At 65.1% G+C, this 12,583-nt stretch carries 9 protein-coding genes and 1 tRNA gene; 7 read left to right on the top strand and 3 right to left on the bottom strand.

The annotated features are described in order from the left end of the window. Window positions 1-634: 634 nt before the first annotated feature. Both DJ74_RS13635 and DJ74_RS13630 read left to right on the top strand, forming a co-directional pair. Window positions 635-3,790: a BGTF surface domain-containing protein gene (locus tag DJ74_RS13635; protein ID WP_094527594.1), complete on the top strand. Its 3,156-nt coding sequence runs from the start codon at window positions 635-637 to the stop codon at window positions 3,788-3,790. 390 nt (window positions 3,791-4,180) lie between these two features. Next, window positions 4,181-6,724 carry a BGTF surface domain-containing protein gene (locus DJ74_RS13630; RefSeq protein WP_094527593.1) on the top strand — a complete coding sequence of 848 codons (2,544 nt, stop codon included), beginning with the start codon at window positions 4,181-4,183 and terminating at the stop codon, window positions 6,722-6,724. Window positions 6,725-6,909: 185 nt separating this feature from the next. Here DJ74_RS13630 and DJ74_RS13625 read toward each other — a convergent pair whose 3' ends face one another. Continuing rightward, the gene (locus DJ74_RS13625) at window positions 6,910-7,179 is read right to left on the bottom strand and encodes a hypothetical protein (protein WP_094527592.1); all 270 of its coding nucleotides are present in this window, start codon (window positions 7,177-7,179) and stop codon (window positions 6,910-6,912) included. A 115-nt stretch (window positions 7,180-7,294) separates the two neighbouring features. Here DJ74_RS13625 and DJ74_RS13620 point away from each other — a divergent pair, with 115 nt between their 5' ends. Further along, window positions 7,295-7,789 (top strand): HPP family protein, encoded by a 495-nt coding sequence (locus tag DJ74_RS13620; protein ID WP_094527591.1) that lies wholly within the window; start codon window positions 7,295-7,297, stop codon window positions 7,787-7,789. A 62-nt stretch (window positions 7,790-7,851) separates the two neighbouring features. Next, window positions 7,852-8,319, top strand: a complete 468-nt coding sequence (locus DJ74_RS13615) for an OsmC family protein (protein ID WP_094527590.1) — start codon at window positions 7,852-7,854, stop codon at window positions 8,317-8,319. Between the two features lie 16 nt (window positions 8,320-8,335). On the opposite strand, the gene DJ74_RS13610 is transcribed toward DJ74_RS13615, so the two are convergent. Together DJ74_RS13610 and DJ74_RS13605 are read right to left on the bottom strand one after the other, a co-directional pair. Next, a complete protein-coding gene (locus DJ74_RS13610) occupies window positions 8,336-9,478 on the bottom strand; it encodes a zinc-dependent metalloprotease (RefSeq protein ID WP_094527589.1) in 1,143 nt (380 codons plus the stop codon). Window positions 9,479-9,571: 93 nt separating this feature from the next. Beyond that, window positions 9,572-9,874, bottom strand: coding sequence for a hypothetical protein (locus tag DJ74_RS13605; RefSeq protein ID WP_141212712.1), 303 nt, complete (start codon window positions 9,872-9,874; stop codon window positions 9,572-9,574). A 147-nt stretch (window positions 9,875-10,021) separates the two neighbouring features. Here DJ74_RS13605 and DJ74_RS13600 point away from each other — a divergent pair, with 147 nt between their 5' ends. The 3 genes from DJ74_RS13600 to DJ74_RS13590 all read left to right on the top strand — a co-directional run. Further along, window positions 10,022-11,086 carry a M20/M25/M40 family metallo-hydrolase gene (locus DJ74_RS13600; RefSeq protein WP_094527587.1) on the top strand — a complete coding sequence of 355 codons (1,065 nt, stop codon included), beginning with the start codon at window positions 10,022-10,024 and terminating at the stop codon, window positions 11,084-11,086. A 145-nt stretch (window positions 11,087-11,231) separates the two neighbouring features. After that, window positions 11,232-11,306 (top strand) — tRNA-Glu (locus tag DJ74_RS13595). 166 nt (window positions 11,307-11,472) lie between these two features. Then, window positions 11,473-12,583, top strand: a 1,111-nt coding sequence (locus tag DJ74_RS13590) for a site-specific integrase (RefSeq protein WP_141212711.1), incomplete at its 3' end; no start/stop codon positions are given.

Below are 12,583 nucleotides of genomic sequence, written 5' to 3'. Positions count from 1 at the left end.
TAGGGGCTTGTGTAGAGGAGAATCCTGTCCTCAGCAGGGACCAATGGTCCCTACGAGATGTTTGCCGCTCGTGCAATGAAAAAGTTTTGATCTCTCGACAGGTGGATCACTAGCGACGGTATCCACGCTCACCGCGTCGGTCTAACGTATCACCCTTCGGAACGTTCGGCTCGGCGCGACCGCCGGCAGTTCCGGCGTACTGCGCTCTCGGCCGTCGATCGCCTCGCCGACGGCGACGACGTCGATGAGAAGTGACACGGAGGGCGGCAGAAACGAGGGGATCCGAGTGAGCCCGACGCGATCAACGCGTGTCGAACGACCAGCGGGGCACCGCTGTGGTCCCCTATCCAAAAGACTGGTACGATGCCCTACCGCGGGCTCAAACTGATCTACTCGGCGGAGCACAGTAAGGATTACGCTAGCGTGCCGCTCGGTCCCTTGACAGCGCTTACGATGCGCCGCTCGTGCGCCGGTAACGGTCAGAAGAATCGTATTTACCCCTGTTTGCAGTTAATTAACTGACACTACATCATATACGAAATATAGTGTCTGAGGCCCTCTACTGCCGTTTGGTAGTACTTAACACGGGATGAGATAGACACAAAGTATTTACCAAGACCGCCACACGTTCTGAGTGCAGTACCCCTATCCGATCGAATGCGACGAGATAGCGAGTACTCCAAGCCGAGTCCAGTCGCACCCCGATGCGGTGTTGGTAATCGACGAACGGGCGAGCGAGGTGCGGACAAAGCAGACTGTCGCGACGGCAGACAACACAAACACAATGACAAACGACAATACGACACGCAAGAAGGCTAACGCGGTCTTCTTCACGGCGGTCATGGTTATCTCCATGATTGCTGCCGGCTTTGCTGCCGCGCCCGCGGCAGCCGCTGTCACTGATCTCTCCAACGGGACAGCAGAAGACGTTCCCGTTGCAAACAGTGCAGCAACACAAGATGTATCGTTCGATGTGAGTATCGAAGATGGTGACACTGATGAACAGGTCCAGGTTGACCTGTCCGCCGCATCCGCATTCACCCCGAGTGTGGATGATGTCACTTCATCTGACGCTAATGTAACCGTCACTGACGATGGCATTGACGGTGATACTCACACGATTAATGTCACGGATACGGATTCGACGGGCGATAACCACACCGTGACTGTCACTGCGACGTACATACATAACACGTCGTCTCTCGATAACACGGATGCGACTACTGGTGACGCTGTTAGCTTCGATATAACGGCAAACAGCAACACCGCAACTGCAGCATTCGACTTAGTCACCAGTGAGGACGGTGTCGCTCCGGACTACGAGCCTGAGTCGGACCTGTACTATTCCGGTCAGGAAATTGATGTGAGTGGACTTGAATCCAACACGGATTACCAACTCCGCTCCGTTGATGACCGCGACTCCGATGGAAACATCTCGTCCAGCAGCCCGGTCGAGCAGTTCTCCACGGACGACGCTGGTAACTACACTATTGACACCGATGATCTCGAAACTGGTGACTACTTCCTCCGTGGCGACGGTATCGATGAGGGAGCCACTGAATTCGAGGTTTCCACCCAGTCTCTCTCGACTGAGTTCGACGAGGACGAAGTCGAAGAAGGCGACGAAGTCGACCTTGAGATTGATTCCAACCGTGGGACCTACTCGCTGAACGTCAGCGCGAACGGTCTCGATGACACGGAGATCGAATCGATCTTTGAGGACAGCGTGAGCGATGTCAATCTTGATGACGAGGACGAAGAAGTCGCGACACTCGTTGACGTCTCTGATGGCGACTTCGCGGCTAACTTCTCGGACATCGACCAGGGCGAGTACGACTTCGACTTCGAAGTGACTGACACCGAGGCCGCGGACACCGCCTCGATCAACGTCACCGAGTCCGAAGACGGCGAGGGCGACATCGCCGACTCGGTCGTCGAACAGCAGGGCGACGTTGCAGCCATCACCGTCGAACTCGACAACACCGACGAGGGTACCCTCGTTATCGGTAACGAAGAGGACGACGGCTACCAGGCGAACGTGACCATTGAAGACGACGAAGACGACGAGGTTGTCGTTCTCTTCAACACGTACGCCGCTGGTAACGGTGGCGACGTCGTCTCCACGACAGATGACGACGCTGACGTCAGCCTTGAATACCAGACTGATCTGGACAACATCCTCGACACAGGTACGTACGACATCTCGGTCGGCCCGTACACTGGTGAGGACCGCTTCGAGGACACCATCGACGACCCGGACTCGATCTCGTCGCTTTCCATCGAGGAGCGCGGTGACGAGACGAGCCTCGCGCTCTGGCGGACGAGCGAGAGCGTCGAATCCGACGTCGCTGAGGAACTGGAAGATGAAAACGAGAGCGCGACGGTCGAGCTGATCAACGGCGCCGTCGAGGGCGAACTCGTCACGCAGACTGACTCGCTCGCCATCGACGTCGACGGTGACTCCAGCGACGTGCTGGTTCACCAGCTCACCGCGTCCGGCCTCGAGGGCTTCTTCGCCGATAAGAGCGGAGACGACCTTGACGACGTGGACAGCACTGACGCGCTCTACCAGGCACTTCAGGACAACAACAGCGTGTACACCGATGTCTCCAACGAGGACGACCAGCTTGAGGTCGTCTTCGAGGAGCAGAACCCTGGTGCGAACCAGGACGGCAACGACATCGACGTGAACGCGCTCGCGCAGGACTCGGCCGTTGACGAGAACGCGTTCTCGGACATCTTCACGGTTGTTTACGACGGTGAGACGGACAACTACTACATCGTCGCAAACGCCGACAACCTGAACGATGCCCTCGACAACGACGGCATCAGCGCTGCTGACGACCTCCGTCCGGTCGAGGACGAGGACGAGTACGAGGTCCAGATCAGCGTGCAGGACGCACGTCTGCTCGACCTCTTCGATGAGGACGATTCGGACGACTTCGAGGACGCCTTCGAGACCGCTACGGCCAGCTTCTCGGTTGCAGAGGCCGATGGCGACTTCGATAACGAGGACTCGATCCAGGTCGCAGTGGCCGAGAATCAGTCCATCACGGGCACGACCAACGTCGCGCCCGGGACGGAGCTCGACGTGCGCGTCCGCAGTGACGACGACGCCTCGACGAGCTTCATCCAGAACAACGAAGACCTCGTCGTCACGCCGAACGGGACGTTCGAGGCCTCGTTCGACTTCAGCGAGACCTCGGCGAACGACACGTTCGAAGCGTCTGTTCGCCAAGCTGCCTTCGACGCGACCTCCGACGGGACGGTCGTCGAGCAGGTTCAGGAGCCCGCGACCTTCGAGGTCTCGGACCTGAGCCCGTCTGAGGCGACCGCCACGGCTGGCGACTCGGTCACGGTTTCGGCCACGATCGAGAACACTGGCGGCCGCGAGGCAAGCCAAGACGTCGCGCTCACGCTTGACAGCGACGAGCTCGACACCCAGGAAGTCACGCTCGCACCCGGCGACAGCACCACCGTCGAATTCACGGCCGACACGTCCGGCCTCGACGCTGGTGACTACGAGCACGGTGTCTCCACCGACGACGACGAAGCGACCGGCACGCTCACCATCGAAACCGAAGGCGGCATGGATGGTGACGACGGTGGCGACGGCGACGACGGTGGCGACGGCGACGACGGCGGCGACGGCACTGACGGCGAAGACGGCGGCGACGGAGAAGACGGTGGCGACGGCGGCACCGACGACTCCACGCCCGGCTTCGGCGCTCTCGTCGCGCTCGTGGCCCTCATCGCGGCTGCGCTCCTCGCTACGCGGCGTACCGAGTAACGCAGCAGCGATTCACCACACTCGCTAACTATCGGCCCTCGCGGGCCGACCCCTTGCGGTCCTTCTTTATCGGACTCAGTTCCGGTAGCTGAAGCGTTACGAGTAGTCTCCGGTAGTCGCTACTGAACGATAGTCGCCGGAACGAATTTGTAATTTGTCCCGAATCGGGCGTTTGAAAGGCTGAAATCCTTTTGAAGGCCGTTTGCGTCGACCGATTTCCCACAAAGTATTTACAAGAACCGGCCCGTGTTTCGGGCGGCGTACCCCTACCACGCGTTGTACGTGACTACCCGCGCCGAGTCCGGTGTGCACTCGACGCAGTGTCGAGAACGACGATCGGGCACGAGGTGACGGCGAACGCTGCTAACGCGACACGACAACATACCACTAATGACACACGACACGACTTATCGAGGGAAGGCGACCGCGGTCCTCTTCGCGGCGATCATGGTCGTCTCCGCGGTCGCGGTCGGCTTCGCGGTCGCTCCCGCGGCGGCGGCCGCTCCCGGAGATGCGGCGACTCCGGACGCCGCGAGCATTCAGGGCCAAGACGTACCGTTCCAGACCGGTGACGCCGACGATTACGACGTCGACAGATTCTACACCAACGGCGGTGCTGACCTCCGGGGCGACCTCCTCTGGCAGGGACAGACCGTCGGCGTGACCGGTCTCGACGCCGACGCCGACGTCTCGCTCCGTGAGAGCCGGGACGGTGATACCGATTTCGTCGAAGAGCTCAGAACCGATGGGAGCGGGACGGTCGTCTTCGACACCGAGGACCTCGACGCCGGTGACTACTACCTCGAGGGTGCCGGTGCGGACATGTCCCCCTCCGAGACCTTCGAGGTCGCGGTTCAGGACCTCGACACCACGTTCGACGAGCAGTCGGTGCAGTCCGACGACGACGCCGAGCTCGAGATCGAGTCGAACCGCGGGAGCTACGACGTCAACGTGAGCGCCGACGGCGACCTCGACGACGACGAACTCGAGCAGCTTTTCGAGGGCGAGTTCGACGTCTCGAACGTCGACGACGACGACGAGATCACCCTCGAAGGCGTCACCGACGGCACGTTCGACGCCGAGTTCTCGGACGTCGACGACCTGTCGACGGGCGAGTACGAGTTCAGCTTCGACGTGACCGACACGTCCGCCGCGGACACCGCCTCGATCAGCGTGACCGAAGCGGGCGAGGGCGACCTCTCGCTCGCCGACGGGACGACGACAGTCGCGCAGGGCGACGTCGCCGAGGTCACCGTCGAGCTCGACGATACCGACTCCGGCTCGGTCGTGATCGGCGACTTCGAGGAGAACAACTATCAGGCCAACATCAGCGTCGAGGACGGCAATGACGACGGCGAAGTCACCGTGCTGTTCAACACGTACGCGGCCGGCCGCGACGACGGTACCGTCGTCGAGGCCGCCGACGACGATGACGACGTCGACCTCGGCGGCGAGCGGGGCGACCTGGTCGACCTGCTCGACACGGGCGACTACGCCGTCTCCGCGAGCCCGACCGGGCTCGACGACGGCGACGCCGAGGACGCGATCGACGACGTGAGCGACATCGGGACGCTGCTCATCGAGGAGCGCTCCACGGGCGAGATGGTCCTCTGGCGCACCACCGCCGACGTTCGCGACGACGTCGTCGACGTGCAGAGCGACGACGGCGACGAGGCCGCCGTCGAAGCGATCACCGCCGGCGTCGAGGACGACGTCGTGACACAGACGGACACGGCCGCCCTCGGCGACCCGAGCGACGTGTTGGTCCACCAGATCGACGCGACCGGTCTCGAAGGCGCGCTCGCCGCACAGGGCGGCAGCAACGCGGAGGCGCTCGAGGAGTTGGCCTCGGCCGACGCCGTGTCGCTGACGTTCACCGAGCAGAACCCCGGCGCGAACCAGGAGGCCGTCGAAGCCGAGCTCGGCGACGAGCTCACCGCCGACGACCTCGACGTCGTGTACGACGACGCGAACGGCGAGTACTACGTCTTCGTCAGCGCCGGCGACGTCGGCGGCGAGGACGGCGACGAGTACGACGTCGACTTCACGATCGAGACGACGCTCCTGACCGACGCCGACGAGGACGACAGCGACGAGGAGATCGAGGACGCGTACGAGTCGGCCGACGCGGCCTTCGACCTCGAGGAGGCCGACGGGTCATTCGATCTCGACCCCGTCCAGGTCACGAACGCCGAAGACCAGAGCGTCTCCGGCGAGATGAACGTCGCGCCCGGCACGGAGCTCGCGCTCCGCGTCCGCAGCGACGATGTGGCGACGGAGTTCATCAAGAACACCGAGGGGGTCGTCGTCCAGCTGGACGGCACGTTCTCCGGTGAGTTCGACTTCAGCGAGCAGACCGTGAACGACACATTCACCGTTTCGACCCGCAACTCCCCGCTCACCGACGAGCTGGAAGCTGACGGCGAAGTCGTCGAGCAGGTGCAGGAGCCCGCAGTGTTTGAGGTTTCGGACCTAGACCCGACCGAGGCGACCGCGACGGCCGGCGACTCGGTCACGGTCTCGGCCACGATCCGGAACACCGGCGAACAGGAAGCCACGCAGTCCGTCGCGCTCACGCTCGACGGCGAAGAGATCGACAATCAGGAGGCCACGCTCGACGGCGGTGATGACACCACGGTGGAGTTCTCCGCGGACACGTCCGACCTCGACGCCGGCGAGTACGAGCACGGTGTGGCCACCGAGGACGACGAAGCGACCGGCACGCTGACCATCGAAGCCTCCGGTGACGGTGGTGACGGCGACGACGGTGGCGACGGCGACGACGGTGGCGGCGGTGACGACGGCGAAGACGGCGGCGACGGAGACGACGGTGGCGACGGCGGCACCGACGACTCCACGCCCGGCTTCGGCGCTCTCGTGGCCCTCGTGGCCCTCATCGCGGCTGCGCTCCTCGCGACGCGGCGGAACGAGTAACGCAGCAGCGACACTCCACACTCGCTAACTACCGGCCCACACGGGCCGACTCCTTGCGATCTTTCTTTATTTGACTCACGCGCTCAGCGACAGCTAGCGTCGTCGCTCGCGACCGCACTGGCCGGAGAGTGACCGTCCGGGGACCGGCGATGTCGCCGATTCGGTCGCGTCGACCGCACACTCCCTCAGCGTAGCCTGAGCGCCGACAGCGCCGCTAAAATGAGCGGGAACACGGCGAAGAAGGCGAAGACGCCGGCGAACGTCCGCACGGCGATGAGCGTCGCGTCGCGCCAGCCGAGGCCGGCGAGGCGGCCCTCGGAAAAGAGGATCACCGCCGTCACGGAGCAGAACGCGAGCGCCCAGAGCACGGCCCCGATCCGCCGGAGCTGCGCGTCGTCGACGCTCGCGGTCGGCCCGGCGGACGGGTCGCCGCCGCGGGGCCGCGAGTCGTCCATACCGACTAACACTCGCGGATTGACATATATCGTTCCGTTTGGTAAGTCGATTGTCATTCGGATTTATCTCTCGGCGGTCGAAACGCCTACGGCCCCCGACCGCGTCGGCGACCGTATGCAAGCGCGTGACCTGATGGAGGCCGAGGTGAAGACCGTCGCCCCCGACGACGACGTCGCCGACGCGTTCAAGAAGTTCGCCCGCTACGAGTTCAGCGGCTTCCCCGTCGTCGACGACGAGGACCGCGTGGTCGGCGTCGTCACCGAGTCGGACCTCGTCGACCTCTTCGAGCCCGACGACGAGACGCTGTGGATCCCGATCGGACTCCCCCCGTTCGTCGACACGCTCACGTATCAGGTGAAGGCCCCGTGGGGAGACCTCGACCTGGGCGTGGACATGATCCGGAACGCCGACCGCCCGATTTCCGACGTGATGAGCACCGACGTGGCGACGGTGACTCCCGACGCTCCGATCGACGACGTGCTCGACCTGCTCGTCGGCGACGACCCCGACATCAATCGAGTTCCGGTCGTCGACGACGACGGCCGGCTCGTCGGAATCATCGCCCGGCAAGACGTCATCCGGGCGTTCCGCGACAAGCGACTGGCGTAGCCGGTCTCTCGACGTGAGAACGCTCCCCCGCGTTGATATTCGAGCGCCGCGTACCGGCGCGTATGAGCGACACGTCCCAGCAGACCGCGACGTTCGACGCCCGCACCGAACTGGAGGAGGGGACCCGGGTCCGCGCGGAGACCCGCCACTTCGAGTTCGTGATCGACGAGCCGGAATCGCTCGGCGGCACCGACGCGGGCCCCAATCCGGTCGAGTACCTGCTCGGCTCGCTCGGCGGCTGTCTGAGCATCGTCGGCCGCGTCGTCGCGGACGAGATGGAGATAGAAATCGCCGAACTGACCGTCGACCTCGAGGGCGACCTCGACCCGGCGAAGTTCCAGGGCGCCGACGTCGACTCGCGCGCCGGCTTTCAGGAGGTCCGCGCGTCGGTTCAGGCGGAGCTGCGATCGGGAGACGGCGACCCGGTCGACGACGACACCCGCGAGGAGTGGCTCGCTCGCGTCGAGCAGCGGTGTCCGGTGAGCGACAACCTGGGCGGAGCGACGCCGATCGCGCTGGATCTGTCCTGAGCCGCGGCGTCGACCCTCACGGGTCCACACGCACCAGCCACGCCTCGGGGTCGTCGAGCTCGGACGCGGTCGGGAGATGCTCGGGGCGCTCCCAGACGGCGCCCGCGGCCTCGATCCCTCGGGCGTCGGCGACGTGGCGGAAGAAGGCGGCGCCCCGCTCGTACTGTTGGCGCTTCATCCCCAGTCCGAGCAGTCGCTGGGCGAGCTGACGGATCGGCCCGCCGCCCCCGCGGCGCTCGTCGAGCTTGCGCCGCAGGTCGGCGTACTCGTCGTCGAACGCGCGGTCCATCAGCACCTCCGCGTACCCTTCGACCGCCGTCATCGCCGCCTGAAGCTCCGCGAACGCCTCCGTGTCCAGCCCGCCGATGGTCACCTCGCCGGCGGTGAGCCCTTCGACGCCGCGCTCGACGCGCGACTCGAGGTACTCCGGGAGCCACGGCGCCGCGCCGAACTCGGCCGCGTGCGTCACCTCGTGGAAGGCGATCCACCGGCGGAACCGGGGGTAGTCGACGTCGAGCGTCGCCGCGACGCGCACGATGTTCGGGTGGACGAAGTAGAGCCCGTGGTCCGCGTCCGGCTCGTCCGCGAGCAGCAGCGGGTCGTACTGCCCGAGCACGTTCCGCGCGAGGAAGCCGAGCGCGAACGCCATCGTCCCGGTGTTGGCGATCCGCGAGACGTCGCGCGAGAACGCGGCTATCGGACCGCCCGGGCCGCCGAAACCGTCGATTTCACCGGAGCCCCCGGCACCGCCGGCGCTCCCTTGCCCTCCGCCGAACGGGTCCGGGACCCGGTCAAGCGGACCCTCGCTCGTCCAGTCGCCCTCTGCGGGCCGCCCGTCGCCGGGAGCGCTCGCCTGCCCCGTCGCCGCCGCCTCGATCGGCGCCATCACGTTCCGGAACGTGTCGACGCTCGCGTCGATCCAGTGGTGACGATTCTGCACCTCGATCTCGTCGGGCACGTCGAACGCGATCCCCGCGACCTCGCCGAGCCGCGTGCGGGCGTCGCGGACGTCGGCGGCGTACCCCTCACGCTCGCCCGGTGTGAGCGCGACCGAGCCGGGGTCCGTGCTCGCCTTCGCGGCCGCCGCGGCCCGGTCCCAGTCGACGACGCCGGTGCCGGACGCCTCGGAGACCGCGCGCAGGCTTCGGAGGATGTCCATACGAAGGAGACGGGTGCGCGCCTCAAATCGCTTGCGTCGGTTTGGAGACGAGCGCCCGCGCTGATTCGGCGGCGAGCGCCCGCGTCGCTCCGGTCACTCGTCGCCGGCGATGCCCGACGGGACCTCCTCGTCGCCGCGGAGCTTCGCGACGCCGACCGCAATTGCGACGAGCGCGGCGAGCGCGAGCAGGAGACCGGCGACCGATCGCGCCGAAACGCCGCCGTCGGAGTCGTCGTCGGTGGCGTCGGCGTCCGCCTCCGCTTCCGCCTCCACCTCTGCTTCCGAGTCGGCGTCCGTCGCGGACTCGTCGCCCGCATTGAACAGGTCGAACGGCCCGATCTCGATGTCACCGTCGCCGAGGTGGATCTCCAACAGCGTGACTGACGAATCTGCCATATCCCGTCGTTCGCACGGCAACGATTTAGGCGTGGCGGCGCGGTCGCCGGCGGCCGGTGCGGTCTCGTCGCTCGCCCGCCGGACGAATTCGTTCCGACGAACGCGCGGACCGGCGCTTTCTTGACCGGCGCCCAGTCACTCGCGTGCATGCACGAGAGCGGCCGGACGTTCCTCGACGACCTGCTCGCGACCGCCAGTCCCTCCGGGTTTGAGACCCCGAGCCAGCGGGTCTGGGCCGACTACGTCCGAGGGTTCGCGGACGACGTCTCCGTCGACGCCTACGGCAACGCCGTCGCCGTCCACCGGGGCGACCCCGACGCGCCGACGGTCGCCCTCGCCGGCCACGCTGACGAGATCGGGTTCATCGTTCGCGACGTTCTGGACGACGGATTTCTCCGGATCTCGCGGATCGGCGGCGCCGATCGCACCGTCTCGAAGGGCCAGCACGTCACGGTCCACGCCGACGAGCCCGTCCAAGGCGTGATCGGCCAGACCGCGATCCACCTCCGGGATCAGTCGGACGAGGAGTACGAGGAGATCGCCGGACAGTTCGTCGACATCGGCGCGACCGACGCCGCCGAGGCCCGCGAGCACGTCGAGGTCGGCGACCCGGTCACCTTCTTGACTGACTGCGAGGAGCTGGTCGGCGACCGGATCGCCGCCCGCGGGATCGACAACCGCACGGGGACGTGGGCGGCCGCCGAGGGGCTCCGCCGCGCGGCCGACCGCAACGCCGACACGACCGTCTACGCCGTCTCTACGGTCCAAGAAGAGGTCGGTCTCCGAGGCGCTCGGATGGTCGGCGTCGACCTCGAGGACGTCGACGCGTTCGTCGCCGTCGACGTCACCCACGCCACCGACAACCCCGACGTCGACCGCGAACGCCAGGGCCCGGTCGAGCTCGGCGCCGGCCCGGTGATCGGCCGCGGGAGCGCGAACCACCCGTCGCTCGTCGCCCTCGCTCGCGACGCTGCGGAGGACGCCGACGTCCCCGTCCAGCTGCAGGCGGCGGGCTCCCGGACCGGCACCGACGCCGACGCCTTTTACACCGCGCGAGGCGGCGTCCCGTCGCTCAACGTCTCGATCCCGAACCGGTACATGCACACGCCCGTGGAGGTCGTCGATCTCGACGACCTCGACGCCGTCGCCGATCTGCTCGCGGCCGTCGCCGACGGCGCGACCGAGTCGGCTCCGTTCGCCGTCGACGTTTGAGCGCCGCGTCGTCCCGCGTTCTCGGCCCGTCAGTCTCGCCTCGGTCGGGAGACCCCGAGTCACGGTAAACCGGCGCACGGCACCGTCGAAACGGAACTGTTTTACAATATCCAATCGTATCCGAAAATGCGTCGAACAGGCGTGCGCTCTGGTAGTGTAGTCCGGCCAATCATATTGCCCTCTCGAGGCAATGACCGGGGTTCAAATCCCCGCCGGAGCATCCCTTCCTTTCGCAGTCTTGCGATTTCGAGCCCGCCCTAACATCGAGTAAACATGAACACCGAGGGCAAATCGACTCGCAGGACAGGCCGATCCCGACGCCGTCTTGCGATTAGCGAATTTGGACAGGCAATCCGACTCGCAGTACTGACAACGGTGATTCGACCGTGGATCTGAGCGAATTCGCGGTCGTTCCCGGTCCGACCGAAGACCGACTCGCTCAACGACAACTGGTCGACTACCGCAACGAACGAGAGGACTGTCTCGAGTGGCTCCTCGCGTTCGGAAAAGACCCCGAGAAGGCCGAAGGGTACGCGACGACCACCGTCGAATCGCGTATCTACCGAATGGACCACTTCTACCGGTTCGTCTGGGACCGGGAAGACCACTACACGACGAACGTCACTCACGAACACGCTGACGCGTGGATGAAACAACTGGCCTACGAGGAGTGGAGCGACGCCCACCGAGACTGCTGTCAGAAGGCCGTGATGATGCTATTCAAGTGGCGCGCTCACGAGCGTGGCGGAGAGGAGTGGGAGCCGTCGATCCGATTCAATTCTGGGAGTAAGACCACGGCCCCTCGGGACTTCCTGACCCGAGACGAGCGCAGCGCAATCCGCGAAGCTTCCCTCGAGTACGGAAGCATCCCGTCGTACAATAACGTCTCACCGAAAGAGCGTGGGCGAATAAAAGCGTACCTCGCCCAGCGCTTCGAGAAACCGACGGAGGACGTCGGTAAGGCCGACTGGGATCGGGCGAACGGATGGAAGATTCCGAGTCTCGTCGGTGTTAGCCTCGATGCCGCCCTTCGACCCATCGAGGTCGAACGAGCCGTCGTCTCGTGGGTGGATCTCGAGAACGGCGTGCTTCGAATCCCGAAGGAGGAAAGCTCGAAAAACGAGGGGCACTGGCGTGTGGGCCTCAGCGATCGCACGGTCAGCACGCTCGAACGATGGCTCGATCAGCGAGAGACGTTCGACCTCTACGACGGCCGTGACGAGCTCTGGCTGACTCGGGAAGCAAACACGTACGGGTCGTCGACGCTTCGACGGCTGCTGCACGACCTGTGCGACACCGCCGGGATCGAACACGAAGACCGGCAGATGAGCTGGTACACGATCCGCCACTCCACAGGGACGTACATGACTCGCGAAGAAGATCTGGCTGCGGCACAGGCACAACTTCGTCACAAGAGCCCGGAAACCACGATGAAGTACGATCAGGCGCCAGTAGAAGATAGACAGGACGCATTGAACTGCTCTGTTGAATCCGCAG

The organism is Halorubrum sp. Ea8 (genome assembly GCF_002252925.1).
Taxonomy (GTDB): Archaea; Halobacteriota; Halobacteria; order Halobacteriales; family Haloferacaceae; genus Halorubrum.
Note: the sequence above shows the minus strand (reverse complement) of the source record. Positions and strands in the feature narration are given on the sequence as shown.